Source organism: Thiocystis violacea (assembly GCF_016583565.1).
Classification (GTDB): domain Bacteria; phylum Pseudomonadota; class Gammaproteobacteria; order Chromatiales; family Chromatiaceae; genus Thiorhodococcus; species Thiorhodococcus violaceus_A.
Window position 1 is genome coordinate 22,915 of the sequence record NZ_NRRF01000046.1, and the last position, 19,433, is coordinate 42,347.

Genomic DNA, 19,433 nt, shown 5'->3' on the forward strand with positions numbered 1-19,433 from the left:
ACGGATCAGGTGCCCGCACACTTCGGGAACGAAAAGCCATATGAACGACACTTCCAACGCTCTCTCTCTTCCTCTGGGCTCTCTTCCACTGGGTCCGCTCAAAATCGCGCTCGCTGCCCTGCTGGTGCTGAATCTGGCGGGCTGCGACGCACTCGCCCGATTCACGGCAAAGCCAGACCAGCCGGCGGACGAGCCTGCCATCGCGGAGGAGGCGCCGGCACCCATCCCAGCGTCGAAGGAACAGAAGCCGATCAAGGAGCACAAGATCAAGCCCAGCCCGCTGTACGAGTGGAAAGGCGAGGGTCAGCCGGTGACACGTATCGTGATCAACACCAACGAGCAAAAGGCCCACTTCTATCACGGTGGAGACGAGATCGGTTGGGCCACGGTCGCGACCGGCGTCGCCAAGCACCCAACGCCAACGGGCAAGTTCCAGGTGACGGAGAAGGTCGAGAACAAGCGCTCGAACCTCTACGGCAAGGTCTACGGCAAGGGCGGCCGGGTGCTTCGCTCGAGCGTCAAGGTCGGGCGGGATCCCATCCCCTCGGGCGGGCGGTTCGAAGGGGCCACCATGCCGTATTTCATGCGGCTGACCGGCGACGGCGTCGGCCTGCACGCCGGCCCGATTCCCCGCCCCGGCCAGCCGGCTTCTCACGGCTGCATCCGCATGCCGAAGAAGATCGCGCCGGTCGTCTTCGCCCATGTTTCAACGGGCACCGAGGTCGAGATCGTCGGCAAGGGTCCGAGCTATGGCGACTATGTCAGCAAGCAGCGCGCCATCGCCGCCCAGCGCAAGCGTGCCGCCGATCAGCGGGCGGTCACCGCGCAAAAGGCCCCCGCGAAGAAACCGGCCGCGGCGGCGCCAACACCCAAGATTGCGGCAGCGCCAGCCGCCAAACCGGCTGCCAAACCAACGAATACGCCCGCGCCGGCCGTGAGCGGCGCCGCCATCGAGGGCGTCGCCGAGGCAGAGGATACCGCTGCCGCCGCGCAAACCCCGCAGGCCGCGCCCCCGCGCGAGACCCGCATGCGCGCACCGGCGGAAGCGACGACGCAGGCCCCGGCTCAACCGGACCCCGTCGCATCCCCGGCGGCGCCAGAGGCGCCCAAGCCGGCCGAGTCCAGCCCAGCGCCGACAGCGGGCACGCCCGCGCCGCAAGCCGCTGCGGCAAAGCCCGAGCCTACGCCACAGCCCACACCGCCCGCGCAGGAGGCCGTCAAGCCGGCGGCCGAGCCCAAGGCAGCCGAGAAGCCAGTCGAACCGCCCAAGGCCGTGCTCGAAACCAAGGAGGTCGCACTGCCTCCGCCGAAGCCAGCGGCGCCAGCCCCGGCCGCCGAGAAGCCGCCCGCCGCGGCACCGAAGCCGGCAGCGGCGCCAGCACCGAAACCCGCCGAACCAGCGCCCGAGACACCCAAGGCGCCCGAGGGCGCCGCGGGTTGATGGACGACCGCCGGTTGATGGACAGGGTGACGGAGGAGTTTCGGCTCGCGCCTGATCTCTGCCATCTCAACCACGCCGCGGTCGGTCCCTGGCCGCGGCGCACGGCCGCGGCGGTCGCCCAGTTCGCGACCGAGAACGCCAGCCAGGGCTCGCTCGCCTACCCGCGCTGGCTGAGCGTCGAGCAGCGGCTGCGCGAGCGCCTGGCCCGACTCATCGGGGCGGCATCGCCGGACGACATCGCGCTGGCCAAGAACACCTCGGAAGCGCTCTCCGTCATCGCGCACGGGCTCGGCTGGCAGGCCGGCGACAGCATCCTCGGCATCCGCCAGGAATTCCCATCCAATCGCATCGTCTGGGAGTCCCTTGCCGCCCAGGGCGTGCGCTGGCGCGCCTTGGATCTGGCCAGCACGGCGGATCCCGAGCAGGCGCTGATGGCGCTCTGCGATGAAGGTACCCGCATGATCGCGGTGAGCTGGGTGCAATATGCCAGCGGGCTGCGGTTGGACCTGAAACGGCTCGGCGCCTTCTGCCGATCCCGCGGCATCCTCTTCTGCGTCGACGCCATCCAGGGACTGGGCGCCCTCCCCTTCGACCTCGCCGAGGCGCAGGCGGACTTCGTCGTCGCGGACGGCCACAAGTGGATGCTCGGCCCCGAGGGCGTCGCGCTCCTCTACGTGCGCCCCGAGCAGCGCGACCGGCTCAGACTGCAACAGTTCGGCTGGCACATGGTTGAGCATTGTGGCGACTTCGATCGCGCCGACTGGACAGCGGCGCGGAGTGCCCGACGCTTCGAGTGCGGGAGTCCCAACCTGCTCGGCGTCCATGCGCTGGAGGCGAGTCTCTCCTTGCTCGAAGAGATCGGGATGGAGCAGGTCTGGTCTCAGCTGCAGACCCGCACGGAGCATCTCCTGTCCCTGATCGATCAGCGCGGCTTCGAGCTGCTGAGTCCGCGCGCGCCGGACCGACGGGCCGGGATCCTGACCTTCCGCGTGCCGGGCTTCCCCTCCGACCGACTCTACAGCGAGCTGATGGCACACCAGGTGCTCTGCGCGCATCGCGGCGGTGGAATCCGCTTTTCACCCCATTTCTACACGCCCCTGAGCGTCCTCGACCAAGCGATGGAGCGCGTCGATGCGCTCGTTCGGGCCTGACCGCACTCAGGCCGACGCCCTTGGCAGCGCGCGAGGTCGACCCCGCGGGTCGACGGCGACATAGGTGATCTCCCCCGCGGCGACCTGATGGCGGCTCCGTGGATCCGGCTCGCGTTGCGCCCAGATCTGAACCTCCACCGTCATCGAGCTGTTGCCGGTCCGCATCAGTCGAGCGAATACCTCGACCAGATCGCCCACCAGGACCGGCGCCAGGAACTGGAAGTCCTTGACGGCCACCGTGGCGACCCGCCCCTGGGCCGTCTGAATGGCGATGGTCCCGCCGGCCAGGTCGGCCTGCGACAGCAACCAACCGCCGAAGATGTCGCCGAAGGCATTGGTATCGCTCGGCATGGCGACCACCCGCACGGCCAGCTGCCATACGCCGGGCTCTGTCACACTGGGGCTGGATGGGTCCGTCCTGTACATCGTCTCTGCACCGCCTCTGCCGCGGTCGTGGGCGCTAACGGGATGTCTGCGCCTGGGTCGCGCATGTTACGCCATCACCGCGGTCCAACGGCATCGAGCAGCAGTGGCTGGGCATGCGAGCGCCAGCAAGGTCCGGTGCCGGCGCACCATCGAGCCCCTGAGCGAGGATCTCTGGAGGGTCGATGAGGCGGACCGGACCACCTTCTCCCACTCAGAATCCGCCCCCGGCAATCTCAAGGCTGGCCTGGTCGCCCAGGACCGCCTGGATCTCGGCCAGGGTCGGCGCACGCGTGGAGGCGGGATCGTCCAACCGCCCGAGGCAGGTCAACCGCATCAGGTTGGGGTCTTGGCTGTCGTGGAGCCAGAAGTGGTAGCCGAAGCGCACCATTTGCGAGCCGCCGCCATCTCCATAGCCCGCCAGCCTGAACCAGCGCTCGCCGCCAGGCGGCGGAGCGACCTGGGAGACCAAGGCGACCTCATGCTGCACACGCGTGATCGGGATCTGGCGAGGGGCGATTGTCTGGACCTGCTCTTGGTCGATGCGGCGCACCTCGAGCGCACAGCTCGCGTCGCCTCCCGCCGTTCCGCGCGACGGGAAGAAGGCGCGAGCCCTGCCAACCGGGATCTGGACCGGTCGATGCAGCCGCAGCAGGCTGCCCGCGGAGATCTCTACCCAATCGCCCGGAATGGACTCCCGCACGAGCGTCTGACAGCCGCTCAGCAGGAGGCTGGCCAAGGAGACCACCGTCCACCTCATCAAGGACTTGGATGTCATCGCATGACCTCGGTGAGTAGACGCGGCGGCGATCAGGCGGCTCGACGGCGGCGGGCGGCCGCCGTCTCGCATGCGGTGGGAGACTTCGCTCAGGACGAGAAATGCGACTTGATCTTCTCGATGGAATCCTTCACGGCCACTTTGAGCTCATCCCACTTCTCCTCCGTCTCATCCTTGATGTCGTCCCACTTCTCATCCGCCGCGTCCAAGAGCGCCTGGCGCTTCGCATGGCCCTCGTCCCACTTGGCGCGCAGTTCCTCGATCTGCTCGTGGATCTTGACCTTTGCATCATCGGAGGCCTCTTCGGCCTTGTCCTTCAGATGTTCCAAATCGTCCTGCCATTCATCCAGTTGCGCCTTGAGCTTGGCGACATACTCGTCTTTGGTCGTCATGGATGCGTCCTCAAGCATTGTCGATGTGGGGCCGAGGCTTGCTTGACCCCGTCCCCGAGCGGAACCCCGAGTCGTCCGTGGACACGGCCCATGGGCACGTTCGGGGTTGCTGTGAAGCATAGTCCGACCGTCGGACCGGTCAACTCGAATTCCGGAGGCGGCATAGCGCCCTGGACACCCGGCCTGGGCTAGAATGAGGCATGATGTCCGACCCAGCGTGTGGAGGCTCGACGCAGTGACCCAATCCCTGGCGCGTTATTCCAAGGTCATGGAGATCGTCGGCGATATCCTGAAGGTGCGCGTGCCCGCGAATGGGGACGCGGGCAGTCAAGTGGCATTCGACGACCTGGCTCTGGTAGAGGATCCGAGCGGATTCAAGTCCTTGGCACGCGCCATCCGGCTGGATCGCGATCTGGTCGCACTGCAGGTGTTCGCGGGCACCAAGGGGCTCTCGACCCAGGCGTCCGTGCGCTTCCTCGGTCATCCCATGCGGGTGACCTACTCGGCCAACATCCTGGGCCGTGTCTTTCGCGGCGATGGCGAGCCCTTCGACCGCGGGCCGGATCTCTCGCAGGATCCCAAGCTGCCGATCGGCGGGCCTTCGGTCAATCCGGCGCGGCGGCTGCTGGCCTCCAAGATGATCCGCACCGACGTGCCCATGATCGATGTCTTCAACTGCCTGGTGGAGAGCCAGAAGATCCCGATCTTCTCGGTCGCCGGCGAGCCCTACAACGCGCTGCTGGCGCGGATCGGCATCCAGGCGGACGCGGACATCGTGGTCTTCGGCGGGCTCGGGCTGATCTTCGACGACTATCATTTCTTCCTGCGCCGCTTCGAGGACGCCGGGGTCTTCGCCCGCACCGTCATGTTCGTCAACCTGGCCTCGGACCCCGTGGTGGAGCGCCTGCTGGTGCCGGACATGGCGCTGGCCGTCGCCGAGAAGTTCGCCGTCGAGGAAGGCAAGCGCGTCCTCGTCCTGCTCACCGACATGACGGCCTACGCGGACGCCATGAAGGAGGTCGGCATCGCCATGGAGGCCGTGCCCTCGAACCGCGGCTACATGGGCGATCTCTACTCCCAACTCGCGCGCCGCTACGAGAAGGCTGCCGATTACAAAGACGGCGGCTCGCTCACCATCCTGACGGTGACCACCATGCCGGGCGACGACGTCACCCACCCGGTGCCCGACAACACGGGTTACATCACCGAGGGGCAGTTCTATCTGCACGACGGCATGCTGGACCCCTTCGGCTCGCTGTCACGGCTCAAGCAGCACGTCATCGGCAAGGTGACGCGCGAGGATCACGGCCAGATCATGAACACCATGATCCGTTTCTACTCGGGCGCCAAGGAGGCCGAGCAGAAGCAGGCGATGGCCTTCGAGCTGTCCGATCTCGACCAGCAGCTGCTCAGATTCGGCCGACTGTTCCGTGAGCGCTTCATGGACATCCAGGTCAGCCTGCCGCTGGAGAAGGCGCTGGATCTCTGCTGGCAGACCCTGGCCGAGTGCTTCGAGCCGGAGAGCCTGCTGATGAAGCAGGGCCTGATCGACAAGTATTTTCCCAAACTGAGTCCTGAGTCATGAGCCTCGCCCCGGTCTCCCTCATCAGGTGGGAGCGGCGCCCCGCCGCGATCGGGCGTTGGTCGCGCCGAGGGCGGCGCTCCCACGGGGATGTGCCATGGCTCGCCTGAGCCTCAACAAGTCGTCGCTGACCAAACAGACGCGCCAGCTGCAGGGCTTCGAGCGCTTCCTCCCCGCGCTCGATCTCAAGCGCAAGCAGCTGATGGCCGAGCGCGCCAAGGCGCTCAGGGTGCGCCAGGAAACCGAGGCGTCCATCGCCGCGCTGCATCAGGAGGTCCGGCACCACCTGCCCATGATCGCCAACCGCGAGATGGACCTGAAGAACCTGGTTCGACTGCGCGGCGTGCGGCTCGGTGAAGAGAATCTCATGGGGACGCGCCTGCCGCTGCTGCTCGGCGTCGACCTGGATCGGCAGGAGGTTGGCTTCATGAGCAGTCCGCATTGGATCGACCCGCTCGTCGAGGCCCTCGCGCAGATGATCGAACTCAGGGTGCGGCTGGCCTTGCAGGAGCGCCGTCTGGCCTTGCTCGAAGAGGCCGTGCGCAAGGTCACGCAACGGGTCAATCTCTTCGAGAAGGTCCTCATCCCGCGTGCGCGCGACAACATCAAGCGCATCCGCATCTACCTGTCCGACGCGGAGCGCGCCGCCGTGGTGCGCTCCAAGATCGCCAAGGGCAAGCGCCAGCGCGAGGGGCTGGGATGAGCATCCTGCCGCTCTACAGGCTCACCCTCGCGGGCCTCACACGCGAGCAGGAGCAGGTACTGGAGCAGTTGCAGACACTGGGCTGCCTGCATCTGCTACCGCTCAGCCCAACACCGAAGGAGCCGGAGCGCACGCCCCCGGCGCACGCGCTCGACGCCCGCAAGGCACTGCGCTATCTGGGCGACCTGCCGGAGAAGCGCCGTCAGGTGCGCGACGCCGCGGAGTTCGACATCCGCGCGACCATCACGCGAGTCCTGGACAATCAGCAGCGCCTGCGTGACGTGACAGACCGCCGCGACGCACTGAGACAACGCCTGACCGAGCTGGAGCCCTGGGGTGACTTCAAGCTGCCGTCCGAGGCCGAGCTGGCCGGACGCAAGCTCTGGTTCTATAGCGTGCCGCAACGGCAGATGCGCGAGCTGAACGACCTGGATCTCCCCTGGCAGGTCGTGCATCAGGATCATCGTCAGTCCTGGGTCGTGGTCGTCCATCACGAGGAACCGGCGCGGGATCTTCTGCCGGTGCGGCGCGCCCACACCGGCGCGCTCAGCCTCGGCGAGGTCAGCCGGCGTCTGGAGGCGGCCGAGCTGGAGCTTGAGGACGTCCATGCCGAGCGGCACGCGCTGAGCCGCTGGATCTATCTGATGTCGAGTCACCTCGCCCAGGTGGAGGACGCCGCGCGGCTGCGCTACGCCGCGGCCCAGACGCGCGAGGAGGACAGCCTCTTCCTCGTCCAGGGGTGGATCGCGCAAGCCGCTGTCCCAGGCGTCGAGGCACTGGCGAAGGCGCAGGGGCTGGCGCTCATCCTCGAGTCTCCAGGCCCGGACGACAGGCCGCCGACCCTGCTCGACAATCCGCCCCTGCTGTCGGCCGGCCAGGATCTGGTGGGCTTCTACCAGATGCCGGCGTATCACACCTGGGATCCATCGCGGGTGCTCTTCTTCTCCTTCACCCTTTTCTTCGCCCTCATCCTCTCCGATGCCGGCTACGCCCTGCTGCTCGCCGTACCGCTGGGCGCCTATTGGCAACGGCTCGGGCACGGCGATCTGGGGCGGCGGCTGCGCGTGCTGGCCGCCGCGCTGGTCGGCGCCTCGCTGCTCTGGGGCATCCTGGTCGGGAGTTACTTCGGCGTCACCCCCGCGCCCGAGGGTTTCCTCGGGCGGCTCAAGCTCTTCGACATCGGGGACTTCGAGACCATGATGCAGCTCTCCGTGGGCATCGGGGTGCTGCACCTGATCCTGGCGAATGCCGAGATGGCCCTGCTCAACCGGGGGCGCGCCCTGGGTCGGGTGGCGCTTGGCTGGATCGCGGTGCTGATCGGCGGCTTCATGCTCTGGCTCGCCGACGCAGGCGGCTGGGTGGAACTGACCGGGCAGACGCTGGTGGGCGGCGGACTCGCGGGCGTTTTCCTGTTCGGCAGCGACCGCCCGCTCAAAGGGGTCAAGTCGGCGGTCTGGCGTGTGCTGGACGGATTGGCACAGCTCGCCCGGGTCACGCAGGTCTTCGGCGACGTGCTCTCCTATCTGCGTCTCTTCGCGCTCGGGCTGGCATCCGCCTCGCTGGCCATCACCTTCAACGACCTGGCACGCCAGGTGGCCGAGAGCCTGCCTGGGCTCGGGCTCTTCCTCGCCCTGCTCATCCTGGTCATCGGCCACCTGCTGAATCTGGCCCTGAGCCTCATGAGCGGCGTCGTGCATGGGCTGAGGCTCAACTTCATCGAGTTCTACAACTGGGCCCTGGCCGGCGAGGGCTATCCCTTCAAGCCGTTCAAGAAGGCGGAGTTGGAGGAGTGAGTTTTCAGGTATCAGTTGTCAGTTGTCAGTTCTCTCGGGACACCTCGCTGAGCGCAGGCGGCGAGGCGCAGATAAACAAGCGAAACGAAGCGGAGCGACGGACATGAACGAATTCGTGAACGCCCTGGGTTGGGCGGGGCTCTACGGGGTCATGGCCTTGTCCGCGATCGGTAGCATCATCGGATGCGCGGTCGCCGGGCAGGCGGCGATCGGCGCCATGGTGGACACCGACTCCGGCTACGGGCGCTATATCGGCGTCTCCGTGATGCCCTCGTCTCAGGTGATCTACGGCATCGTCGTCATGTTTACCCTGCAGCGGCCCGTCACGCCGGAGTCCGCCCCGGCCCTGTTCGGCATCGGGCTGCTGGCGGGTCTGGCGCTGCTCTTCTCGGCCGTGCGTCAGGGACAGGCCTGCGCCTCGGCCATTCACGCCAGCAAGACCAAGCCGGAGATCTTCGGACTCTCGCTCGCGCCCGCGGCCATCGTCGAGGGCTTTGCCGTGTTCGCCTTCGTCTTCGCCCTGGTGCTCGCCGGCACCATTCCCGGCTGATCCCGTCAGGAGACATGACACCATGGCGACAGCGGAGCAGAAGAGCACGCAGGATCTGGCCTCCTCGGGCGTCGAGGCCCTGATCGAGCGACTGCGCGACGAGGGCGTCAGCGCCGGTCGCGACGAGGCGGCACGCATCGAGACCGAGGCCAAACGCCAGGCGGCCCAGCGGCTGCAGGAGGCCGAGACCCGCGCCGCGCAGATCGTCGAGACCGCGCGCCAGGAGGCCCAGTCCCTGCGCAAGGGCGGCGAGGAGGCGCTGCGCATCGCCATGCGGGACACCGTGCTGAGGCTCAAGGCGGAGCTATCGGACCGTTTCAGCGACGAGGTAAAACGCCTCATCGCCGCCGAGATGGAGCAGGAGGCATTCCTCCAGCAGCTCATCCTGGAGGTCGCGGCCAAGGGGCGCGCCGAGTCCGGGCTGGACGGCGGCCAGGCGGTCGAGGTCCAGCTCCCCAAGGCCCTGGTGAGCCCGGAAGAGCTCAGGCGCAACCCGCTGGAGCTGCGCGAAGGCTCGCTCTCGCACTTCGTGCTCTCGCTCGCCGGAAACGTGCTTGCCAAGGGAGTGACCTTCGCCGTGGACGCCAAGGGTGGCACGGGTATCCGCCTCTACCTCAAGGATAAGGACGTGCACATCGACCTGACCGACGAGGAGGTGGCCGCCCTGCTCCTCGCCCATCTGCAACCACGGTTCCGGGCCATCCTCGAAGGCACCGTCAAGTAGGGAAACCCACCCATGGCCGACTCGCACCGCTACGTCATGCTGCTGAGTTCCCTGCCCTATCACGGCCCCCTGTTCGGCGCCAAGCAGACGCCACTGTCGCGGATCCGGCTCGATCAGCGGCTCGAGCTATTGGAGCCGGAGGATGCCCGCTGCCTGGAGATCCTGGGCCAACTTCTCGACTGGCCCAAGCAGGATCGGGAACGCAGCGATGCCGAGGCCATGCGCTGGGCGCGCGGCCAGGTCGAGGCCATCACGCATCCCTTCGCGCGCGCGCTCGCGGTCTGGCGTCTGGAGTACCGAAGCCTGATCGCCGCGCTGCGCCGGCGCCATCGCGGCGAGCCGGCCCCGCTGGATGCGGCCTGGGGCTTCGGGCGCTGGCTCGGTCAGGTCCGACGCAACTGGAGCGAGCCCGCGTTCCGGCTGGAGGGCGCCTTCCCCTGGCTCGGCGAGGCCAACCGCCGCATCGAGACGGGCGATGCGCTGGGCCTGGAGCGCCTGCTGCTGGGCGTGGTCTGGTCCCACCTGGATCGCATCAGCGACGGGCACGCCTTCGATTTCGAGGCCGTGGTCATCTATGTGATGCGCTGGGAGCTGATCGCGCGCTGGACCAGCTATGACGCCGAGGCGACCGAGCGGCGTTTCGAGGCACTGGTCGAGGCGGGCCTGGCGGGCACGGATCTGAGCCGGATCGCCGCCTGATGATGCCACCGTGTGACGAAGCTCCAGCAACAGAGGATGCCAACACCATGACGACCGACAGGATCGCCAGCCACCAGCCCGACGGCCCCGCCCGGGTGATCTCGGTCCAGGAAAGCCTCGCAACCATCGAGGCGGGCTGGCGCGACGGCGCACGCCTGCCGCTCATGAAGAACGAGGTCGTCTTCATTCAGCCGGCGCGCGCCGCTGCCGCCGGACAGCGCGAGGCGCTCAAGGCCGAGGTGCTGCGGGTGCGCGGCGAGCTGGCGGACATTCAGGTCTTCGAGGACACGCGCGGCGTCACCATCGGCGACCCGGTGAGTCAGAGCGGCGAGCTGCTGTCGGTGGTGCTCGGGCCGGGTCTGCTGGGCGAGATCTATGACGGTCTGCAGAACCCGCTGGAGAAGCTCGCCATCCAGCATGGCGTCTTCCTGCCGCGCGGCATCGATCTCGATGCCCTGGACATCAATCGCAAATGGTCCTTCGTGCCCATTGTCCAGCAGGGCGCCAGGCTGCGGGCCGGCGGTGTCCTGGGCCGAGTCCAGGAGGGGCTCTACACCCACAAGATCATGGTGCCCTTCGACCAAGCCGACGAGGTGGAGGTGACCTGGATCCAGGAGGGCAGCGTCACCGTCGACACCCCGGTCGCCAGGATCCGCGACAGCCGCGGACATGAGCGCTCGCTCGACCTCACGCGGCGCTGGCCGGTTCGCCGCTCCATCACGGAGCATCTCTATCGCACGCATGCGGCCGAGCGGCTCTACCCGGATGCGCCCTTGAGCACGACCATCCGCCTGATCGATACCTTCTTCCCCATCGCCCTCGGCGGGACCGGCTGCATCCCAGGACCCTTCGGCGCCGGCAAGACCGTCCTGCAGCACCTGCTCGCCAAGCATGCCGGCGTCGATATCGTCATCGTGGTCGCCTGCGGCGAACGCGCGGGTGAGGTCGTCGAGACCATCACCGAGTTCCCTCAGCTGCGCGACCCCAAGACCGGCGGCTCGCTCATGGACCGCACCATCATCATCTGCAACACCTCATCCATGCCGGTCGCCTCGCGCGAGGCGTCCATCTACACCGGCATCACGCTCGGCGAGTACTACCGCCAGATGGGCTATCAGGTGCTGCTGCTCGCGGACTCGACCTCGCGCTGGGCGCAGGCCATGCGCGAGACCTCGGGACGGCTGGAGGAGATCCCCGGCGAGGAGGCCTTCCCGGCCTACCTGGACTCGGCCGTGCGCGGCCTCTACGAGCGGGCCGGCGTGGTGCGTTGCGGCGACGGCGCCACGGGCAGTCTCACCCTCATCGGCACCGTCTCCCCGGCCGGCGGCAACTTCGAGGAGCCAGTGACCCAGTCGACCCTGGGCACGGTGAAGTGCTTTCTGGGCCTGTCCTACGACCGCGCCTACAAGCGCTTCTATCCGGCGATCGACCCCTTGATCTCCTGGTCGCGCTACCTCGACCAGCTCGAGCCCTGGTACGCCCGCAACCTGGATCCGACCTGGCACGACCGCGTCCGCGCCATGCAGGCACTCCTGACACGGGGCGATGCCATTGCGCAGATGATGCAGGTCACGGGCGAGGAAGGCATCACGACCCAGGACTATATCGATTTCCAGAAGGCACTGATGCTCGACATGGTCTTTCTGCAGCAGGACGCCTTCGACAAGGTGGATGCCTCGGTGCCCATGGCGCGGCAACGGCAGACCTTCGATCGACTCGACCGGATCATCGGTCGCGCCGACGATTTTCCGGATAAGCCGGCGGCCCGCCACTATTTCACGCGACTGACCGGGCTGTTCAAGAACCTCAACTACGCCGAGACCGATTCACCGGATTTCGCGCGCATTTGGGACGAGATCCATCAGCTCGCCGGAGACGGCACTCAGGACAGCGCGGATGCGGGGGATGGCTGACAACCCCCTAGCCGATCGGCGGTCTCCTTACGCTCAGACCGGGCGAAAAAGGAGACAGCGCTCGCTGGCGACAACCCGGCCAGGGTCGATTTTGGCGCGAATACGACTGTCAACTCAACGCAACAGTCGTACCTTCGATGGGTCTCCGGTCATTTCGTCGCCGCAAACCTCTCTGTTCCCCATCATGCTGTTACAATCTTACGTATGCCTCTTCATAGATGTATGACTTAAGCCAATGGGATCCGTCACGGCCAAGAACGAGCTCTCGACCCCATCCAACGGGCCGAACCTATCCCGCGGGTCGAACGCATCTGACGGCTCCGCCCAATCACGCAACGCGATACAATCACGCACTTCCTCTCAATCCAAGTCCACGCAATCGCGGATCGCCACAATCGGAAAGCTCAACTACCTCGACTTCTTCGGGTTCAGCGGGCCGCCCTTCCGCAACAGCTCGGACGTCTCCACGCCTTATCTGAACAATGCGCTGAACACGGCGCTGATCCAACTCGAGGCGGTTCTGGCGAGGTCCAATGGCGGCCTGATCGTGGTCAACGGCGCCCCCGGATCGGGCAAGACCACCCTGGTGAATCATGCCGTCGATCGGCGTCCGGACGACTTCCGCGTCGCCAAGCTGAACCGCACCATGCTGGCCGAGACGGACTTTCTGCAGATCCTGCTGCACGGTTTCGACCTGGATCCCGACGGCCTCGACAAGGCGTTGATGATCGATGGATTCGTCGAACTGGTGGATGCGGAGAACGCCGAAGGGCACCGCGTCGTGCTGGTGATCGACGAGGCGCAGAACCTCAAGCCGGCCATCCTCAAGCTGTTGCCGCGCCTCATCGAGCGGGAAGACAAGACCGAGACCGACGAGAAGCGCCACCTCTTCATCGTCCTCATCGGTCAGGACGGCTTCGAGCATACGCTCGCCCATAGCGGCCTCAGGGACGTGAAGAGTCTGGTTCTCTTCCAGACCTACCTCAATACCCTGAATCAGGCCGACACCGCCGCCTACATCAACTATCAGCTCATCGAGATCGCCCAAGCGGAGCAGAATCCGTTCACAGAGCGCGCCATGGCGCGGATTCACATGCTCACCGGCGGCAGCATGCGGCTGATCAACACCCTGTGCGACTTCGTGCTCTTCAATGCCAGCCTGGGGCAGATCCGCCGCATCACGCCGGAGTTGGTCCAGACCACCTTCAATGCGCTGCAGTGGGAGCCGGCGAGGAGCCGGTCTCAGGGCGCCAGCACGGGCGAGAACGGCCCGGAGGCCCAGGTCTCCAGACTCATCCTGGAGTTCAACCGCAATCTGGAATTCCCGCTCGAGAAGAACGTCATCACCATCGGCCGCGCCAGCGACAACGACATCTGTATCCGCAATCTCAGGGTCAGCCGCTATCACGCGCAGATCACCGCCAGCGACAACGGATTGGCGATCGAGGATCTGGGCAGCACCAACGGTGTCTATGTGAACGACGAGCGGGTCAGCATCCAGCTCCTCAAGGACGGCGATCGGATCGCTATCGACGAGAATCGCATGCGCCTCATTCTGGGAACCGACGCAGGGAAGAGCTGACCCGACAGGGTCGCCAGCCATTCCGCCTCCCAGTGGCTGTAGCCCAAGGCCTTGAAGATGGAATCTTGGTCAGGGCCAAGCCGTCCATCCAGAGCACGCAGTGACGGGCGCGGTTCGGGAAGCGGTCGCCCGGCTTGATCTGACGGATGTCCTCTGAGATAACCTGCCCGCCGGACGGCGAATCCAGTCCACTCAGGATGTTGGGCAGTGTAGACTTGCCCCTGCCCGAGGGACCGAGCAGGACGACCACGCCTCTGGCAGAGAGATCGAGATCCACGCCGCGCGCGGCCTGGACGCTCACCTCTCCCATGACCGAGACCTTGGTCAGGCCACGCGCCTGGAAGATGGGCCTCGGGTCTTCTTCGTGCCTGTTCTCGCTCGGCTAAGATGACGGAGGCATCGAGGATGACCTCGGCGCGGGACGGCTGGAAGCCGCATCGACTGTCCATACCAACATCGCCAGACCAGGCGCTGACCACAACCGGAAGAGAAGACGATTCGCGATGACGAACGACACCAATGTCACCTGGCATGAGCACCAGGTATCACGAACACTCAGGGAAACGATGAAGGGCCACAAGGGCTGCGTCATCTGGTTCACGGGGCTGAGCGGCTCGGGCAAGAGCACGCTGGCCAACACCCTCGACCACAAGCTTCACCAGATGGGCATCCACAGTGCCGTATTGGATGGCGACAACGTCAGACATGCGCTGAACGCCGGCCCTGGGATGCTTAAAGGCACCCATGGCGATGCATTCGCCGAGCGCTTCGGGCTCGGCTTCACGGCCATGGATCGCGAGGAGAACATCCGCCGCATCGGGGCCGTCGCCCACCTCTTCTCGCAGGCCGGGCTGATCGCCCTGACCGCCTTCATCAGCCCCTATCGGGAAGACCGTGATCGAGTCCGCAGGACCATGGACGCCGGCGAGTTCATCGAGATCTTCGTTGACACCCCGCTCGAGATCTGCGAGAGCCGCGACCCCAAGGGCCTCTACAAGAAGGCGCGCGCGGGCGAGATCAAGAACTTCACCGGCATCGATGACCCCTACGAGGCACCCTCGGCCCCCGAGCTGGTGCTGCGCGCGGGCGAGAAGTCGCCCGAGATCCTCGTCGAGGAGATCGTCGCCTACCTCGGCAGCCAGGGCATCATCGGCTAACCGATCCCTCCCCGGCGTGGCTCCGCCTAGCCGCGCTAGCACGCGGACACAACGGCTCTGGGCGCGTCCGGGCGCCAAGAAAAAGGGAGCGCCGCTGCGCGACGCTCCCCACGCTTCCTGGGCGACGGCAAGCCGCCATCGCCCACCCTGGCCGATCAGCCCTGCTGCAGCAGTCGACGCAGATCGATCACTGCCGCGTTCGCACGCGCGATATAGGACGCCATGACCAGCGAGTGGTTGGCCATGGGGCCGAAGCCCGTGCCGTTGAGGATCATCGGACTCCAAATCCGATCCTGCGTGTCTCTCAGCTTGCGTTGAATCTGCTGCAGGGACACCAGGGCGTTCTTGCCCTTGAGGACGGGCTCGAAATCGATCTCCATGGCATCCAGCGTGTGCAGGAGTGCCCAGGTATAGCCCCGCGCCTCGAAAAAGATGTCATCGATCTGCATCCAAGACGTCTTGTTGCTCGCCTCAGACGGAACCGGTGTCGATTGCCGGGCACTGGGATCCCCAGCTAGCGCCGTGTTCAGATCGTTCTGGCCGACGGCATAGGACAGCCGCTGAGCCATGTTTCCCAGCCGCTTCTCCACCAGCAGCAGATAGGCCGTCAAATTGTCCGCCCGCGCGAAGAACTGACCATCCTGCGCCCGATCGTCCGAGAGACGGACGAAATAACGCTCCAGCGCCTTCAGCCCTTTCCCATACTCGGACTCGGTCGAGGGCAGGATCCAGGAATCCGAGTTGTAGTTGAACTGCGGCTGCGCGACTTGCAGATCCTTGTCCTCGACCGATTGAGACTGCGCACGACTGAAGTCGTTGCGCAGCGATTCAGCGAGGTCGCGCAGCTCCGTCAAGGCGCCGAATTCCCAGTTCGGGATGTTGTCCAGATAGACGCCGGGAGGCGCCACGTCGTTGGTCAGATAGCCCCCTGGCTTATCGAGCAGCGTCTGCGCGATCCCGATGGCCGCGGCCGTCGTGTAGCTGCCCACCACCAGCGACGACTCATCGCCGTTGGCCAACTCGGTCGCCTTCTCGCGCACGTCGAACATTGGCGGGGTGCGCGACCAAAGGATGCCGAGGATGATAACGACCACCACATAGGTCAAGAGGAAGAGCCCAGCGGTCCACCAAAGCCCCCTTTCCTTCCAGATGCGCGGGTTGTAGAGCGCGATCAGATCTTTGCCCCGATGGGCCAATCCCTTCTTTGCCGGGGAAGTGTGCATGTTCATCTCATTAACTCCGAGAAAAGACGATGTGCGAGCTCAGCCCGCCCCTAATTCAGCGCCTCATATTGGGGCACAGCGCGTTGATTGCCAGACTCAAGCGAAGTCGTTGTCGATGATGTCCGTGACCCGCCGACAGATCTCGCGACCGTAGTCGGTCCAGAGCCCTTGCCCCCAGTAACGATAGCAGCTGGTCTGCGAGGCCATCAGATGAAAGAGGGCATTGCGGTAACGCGGATCGTCGCTCGGCGTTCCGGGCTGCAGGACGCGCTCGGAGAAGCGCGCGCTCGCCTCCTCCATGGGACCGAGCACATTGTCGTAGCCCTTGACCCAGGAGAGATCGCTGGTCCAGCTGCCGCCGTCCATGTGGAAACGCCCGTCCTCCTGCCTGAGCGTCTCGATGGTCTTGGCCAGCGCCTCCGGGCCATCTCCCGGCTGCATCCTGGCCCAGATGCGATCCTGGAACAGTGGCTGGATCTCCGGCAAATCGCTCTCCTTGATGCCGAGCGCGAACAGATGCTCCAGGTACTCGCTCGCGTTCATCAACGGGGTCTGGGAGTGACTCGACACCTCCACCGCCTCGATGAACTTGGACGGGAACTCGTTCATCATCACGCCGCCGTTCTCTCCGTCGGCGATCTGGGTCACCAGGGGCGGGATCGACTTGCCGGCAAGCTCGACCCGATCCAGGCCCTGGGCCTCGTACCAAGGCTGCATCTGGGCGACCAGCTTGGTATCCGACCCCTGGGTCTTGACGATGGCGATGATACTCGCGCTCTCGCCCCTGGAGTTGGTGCAGACCAGGCGGTGCGGGATGTGCGGTCGCTCCGGGTGGCGCCCGTTGCTGACCTGCTGCACCGTGTGCTCCTGCACCAGGACCCATTGAAAGCCGCAGTCGACCAGGGTCTTGACGAATTCATAGGCCACGTCGGGATGGTTGGGCAGCGCCATCTCGGAGGGCGAGAAGCCGCGCACGCGCTCCAGCGCCTCCCAGCCGAAGATGGCCGCGAAGTGGTGCTGGAAGGCGCGCACATGCAGCCGGTAGTCCTGCACCGGCGTGGAGGGCGCCACCGCATGGCCCCAGGGCATGCCGAGCCACTCGACGGCCGGGGCGTATTCCGGATTGCAGGTCACCGTCTTGAGTGCGTCGATGACGTGGTGCTCGCCCATCTTGCGCAGACCGTGCAGCAAGGTGCCCGAATACTCGAGCATGCAGCGCGGCGACTTGCCGGCACCCATCAGCTGGGGCACGAACTCGCCGATCCGCTTGTAGCACCAGACGAAGACCGGCGCATTGTGGTTATCGCCGATACCCTGATGCTCCATCATGTACTGCAGGTTGCTGATGAGGGCCGCGCTGCGCAGATCGTCGCCGCCGGCGGGGATCAAGGGTTGGTGCTGATGCAGGGCGATGGCGGCGGCGGCGCGGATCTGGGTGAAGTCGATTCCGCCGGCGTCGGCGAATAGACCCCGCGTGCGTCCGCGCGCGATCACCGCATCCAACTCGGCCTCTTGACCGCAGATGTTCGGAACGTCCCCGATATACTCAGGCAATTGATTCACAACGAGTTCCTCGTGTAGGGAATAGCCGGGGCGGCGGCAGGGACTCCTGCCGAACACCATCCCGGAAGAGAAAAAGCAGGGGCTGAGCACTCGCCCCCGCGCGAAGGGGACAAGCGATCACCAGGTCACAGCGGCGTCGCCGGCGCGCTGGTTCGGATCCTCGAGGCTGACGCATCCTCGGCGGTGGGCGCATGAGTCTCGGGCGCGAGCGGCTCCAGCGTCGGACGCGGAGGCTCTGGCGCCTCCTCCGCGCGGCTGTCCTCGACGAGCGTCTCCGCGGCGATCGCCGTCGCCCCGGATCCGACCTGCGCCAGCGCATCCCGGCTGGCCTGAAGCTCAGCCTCGGCCCTCGGCACCCAGGCCTCGCCCCAGAAGAGGTTGCAGCTGGTCTCGGCCTTCAGCAAGTGGTCCAGGGCGCGCTCCATGGCCTCGGCCTCGGGGCCCTCGGTGAGACCGCGCTCCCCAGCATACCAGCGGGCGTCATGGACGACGCGGCTGACCTCGGCAAAGTCCGCCAAGGCCTGACGCTGCCGCTCCGAGCCGGTCCACTGGGTGAAACCCAGGCCGTGGTGCCAGCCCGTATTCCAGGCGCCAGTGCGGACCCGCACCTCGCCGTGGACGCCATGGGTATCCAGATAGTCGCTGATGAAGGTGGGACGGAGGATCGCCTCCTCGCTGCGGGCGTGATCGAGCAGCGGATGATAGAAGGCACTCCAGAAATTGGCCCCTTCGGTCACGTTGCGGAACCAGCCGCCGTTCTCTCCGTCCGTGCAGGTCGTCACCAGCGGCGGGAAGTCGCACCACTTGGTCCGCTCCGCCACCTCGTTGAGGAACCAGCCCAGGTCCATTCCCGACTCCTGCGCATCCGAGAGTTCGCGGTCGCGCACGATGACGACGATCTCCGCGTCCCCGTGCCTGGCGATATGCGGGCGATAGCGCATCTCCTGCCAGGTCATCTCCGTCACGGGCTCGATATGCTCGCTGTCGACGAAGACGTAGCGGTAGCCAAACGCGCGTAGCAGCGGAATGAGCTCCATGGAGAAGCCCATCTCCGGCGGCCAGAAACCCTGGAAACGCGGCCGCCACAGCAGATGATGGGCGATGCCGAGCCAGCGCCGCAGATGCTCCTTGCGGTCGGCTTCCGGAATGAGTGGCAGCACCGGGTGGTAGTAGCCGGTGCCCACCACCTCGAACAGCGACTGATTCTGGAAGTGCCAGAGCAGCGAACCACAGTCGACGATGCCGTAGACCTGCTGCTGGAAGGCCGGATCCGACAACGTCTCCAGGAGCGTCCCCGAAAGCGAGAGATGGACCCTTGCCACATCCTCCTGTCCCCACAGGCTGCGCGGGATGCGGTCGAGGGCGAAGAGGATTTCCTTCGCCTCCCAGGTCTGGTGCTCCAGCAATGCTTGGAGATTGCCCAGGGGCTGATGGAGATTGAGTACGAGCGCATGGTGAGCGATCATCGTTACGAGACCCCAATGACGACAGTTTGGGGGAGAGAATAGCAAAGCCGGCGGGCGAGATTCACTAAGGATGGGTGACGAGGGCAGTTGGCAGTTGGCAGTTGGCAGTTGGCAGTTGGCAGTTGGCAGTTGGCAGTTGGCAGTTGGCAGGATTGTAAGCCTAGCCGTTGACGAATGACAGCATCACTGCCCCCATCGATAAAGAAGGATCCGCCGGTCAGTGCTGGAAAGGCTTGAGCCCCGACCAAAACACACCACTTCCAAACCGCAGACTGACCCCTGACCCCTGACAT

Annotated in this window: 18 protein-coding genes; 11 read left to right on the forward strand and 7 right to left on the reverse strand. The window is 65.9% G+C overall.

All coding sequences use genetic code 11. The annotated features are described in order from the left end of the window. The first annotated feature begins 40 nt into the window (after positions 1–40). The gene (locus tag CKO23_RS16875) at positions 41–1,441 is read left to right on the forward strand and encodes a L,D-transpeptidase (protein WP_200332990.1); all 1,401 of its coding nucleotides are present in this window, start codon (positions 41–43) and stop codon (positions 1,439–1,441) included. A 17-nt stretch (positions 1,442–1,458) separates the two neighbouring features. Further along, positions 1,459–2,592, forward strand: a complete 1,134-nt coding sequence (locus CKO23_RS16880; protein WP_242482508.1) for an aminotransferase class V-fold PLP-dependent enzyme — start codon at positions 1,459–1,461, stop codon at positions 2,590–2,592. A gap of 6 nt (positions 2,593–2,598) precedes the next feature. Here the strand turns inward: CKO23_RS16880 and CKO23_RS16885 are convergent, their stop codons facing one another. From CKO23_RS16885 to CKO23_RS16895, 3 genes are all read right to left on the reverse strand, one after another. After that, positions 2,599–3,018: an acyl-CoA thioesterase gene (locus CKO23_RS16885; RefSeq protein WP_200332991.1), complete on the reverse strand. Its 420-nt coding sequence runs from the start codon at positions 3,016–3,018 to the stop codon at positions 2,599–2,601. A 211-nt stretch (positions 3,019–3,229) separates the two neighbouring features. Next, positions 3,230–3,793: a hypothetical protein gene (locus CKO23_RS16890; protein WP_200332992.1), complete on the reverse strand. Its 564-nt coding sequence runs from the start codon at positions 3,791–3,793 to the stop codon at positions 3,230–3,232. Between the two features lie 89 nt (positions 3,794–3,882). Then, entirely contained in the window at positions 3,883–4,185 is a 303-nt protein-coding gene (locus tag CKO23_RS16895) for a hypothetical protein (RefSeq protein WP_200332993.1), read from the reverse strand. 235 nt (positions 4,186–4,420) lie between these two features. On the opposite strand from CKO23_RS16895, the gene CKO23_RS16900 reads away from it, so the two are divergent. From CKO23_RS16900 to CKO23_RS16935, 8 genes are all read left to right on the forward strand, one after another. Next, a complete protein-coding gene (locus tag CKO23_RS16900) occupies positions 4,421–5,770 on the forward strand; it encodes a V-type ATP synthase subunit B (RefSeq protein WP_200332994.1) in 1,350 nt (449 codons plus the stop codon). A 94-nt stretch (positions 5,771–5,864) separates the two neighbouring features. Then, positions 5,865–6,470: a V-type ATP synthase subunit D gene (locus CKO23_RS16905; RefSeq protein ID WP_200332995.1), complete on the forward strand. Its 606-nt coding sequence runs from the start codon at positions 5,865–5,867 to the stop codon at positions 6,468–6,470. After that, a complete protein-coding gene (locus tag CKO23_RS16910; protein ID WP_200332996.1) occupies positions 6,467–8,263 on the forward strand; it encodes a V-type ATP synthase subunit I in 1,797 nt (598 codons plus the stop codon). Before CKO23_RS16905 ends, CKO23_RS16910 begins: the two co-directional genes overlap by 4 nt. Positions 8,264–8,366: 103 nt before the next feature. Beyond that, entirely contained in the window at positions 8,367–8,813 is a 447-nt protein-coding gene (locus CKO23_RS16915; protein WP_200332997.1) for an ATP synthase subunit C, read from the forward strand. 22 nt (positions 8,814–8,835) lie between these two features. Next, the gene (locus CKO23_RS16920; RefSeq protein ID WP_200332998.1) at positions 8,836–9,537 is read left to right on the forward strand and encodes a hypothetical protein; all 702 of its coding nucleotides are present in this window, start codon (positions 8,836–8,838) and stop codon (positions 9,535–9,537) included. A 12-nt stretch (positions 9,538–9,549) separates the two neighbouring features. After that, positions 9,550–10,236, forward strand: a complete 687-nt coding sequence (locus CKO23_RS16925; protein ID WP_200332999.1) for a DUF2764 family protein — start codon at positions 9,550–9,552, stop codon at positions 10,234–10,236. Between the two features lie 47 nt (positions 10,237–10,283). Next, on the forward strand, positions 10,284–12,149 hold the full coding sequence (locus CKO23_RS16930; RefSeq protein WP_200333000.1) for a V-type ATP synthase subunit A: 1,866 nt from the start codon (positions 10,284–10,286) through the stop codon (positions 12,147–12,149). Between the two features lie 235 nt (positions 12,150–12,384). Beyond that, complete coding sequence (locus tag CKO23_RS16935; protein WP_200333001.1) at positions 12,385–13,731, forward strand: FHA domain-containing protein; 1,347 nt, start codon at positions 12,385–12,387, stop codon at positions 13,729–13,731. Here the strand turns inward: CKO23_RS16935 and CKO23_RS26575 are convergent. After that, positions 13,700–14,041, reverse strand: a complete 342-nt coding sequence (locus CKO23_RS26575; protein ID WP_200333002.1) for an ATP-binding cassette domain-containing protein — start codon at positions 14,039–14,041, stop codon at positions 13,700–13,702. The genes CKO23_RS16935 and CKO23_RS26575 overlap by 32 nt on opposite strands. Positions 14,042–14,234: 193 nt before the next feature. Between CKO23_RS26575 and cysC the strand changes: the two genes are divergently transcribed. Continuing rightward, positions 14,235–14,888, forward strand: coding sequence for an adenylyl-sulfate kinase (gene cysC, locus CKO23_RS16945; RefSeq protein ID WP_200333003.1), 654 nt, complete (start codon positions 14,235–14,237; stop codon positions 14,886–14,888). 155 nt (positions 14,889–15,043) lie between these two features. On the opposite strand, the gene CKO23_RS16950 is transcribed toward cysC, so the two are convergent. The 3 genes from CKO23_RS16950 to CKO23_RS16960 all read right to left on the reverse strand — a co-directional run bounded on the left by CKO23_RS16950 (position 15,044) and on the right by CKO23_RS16960 (position 19,140). After that, positions 15,044–16,111 (reverse strand): DUF2333 family protein, encoded by a 1,068-nt coding sequence (locus CKO23_RS16950; protein ID WP_440870573.1) that lies wholly within the window; start codon positions 16,109–16,111, stop codon positions 15,044–15,046. Positions 16,112–16,207: 96 nt separating this feature from the next. Further along, entirely contained in the window at positions 16,208–17,674 is a 1,467-nt protein-coding gene (locus CKO23_RS16955) for a glycosyl hydrolase family 57 (protein ID WP_200333005.1), read from the reverse strand. Positions 17,675–17,799: 125 nt separating this feature from the next. Next, positions 17,800–19,140, reverse strand: a complete 1,341-nt coding sequence (locus CKO23_RS16960; RefSeq protein ID WP_200333006.1) for a glycoside hydrolase family 57 — start codon at positions 19,138–19,140, stop codon at positions 17,800–17,802. Between the last annotated feature and the right edge of the window lie 293 nt (positions 19,141–19,433).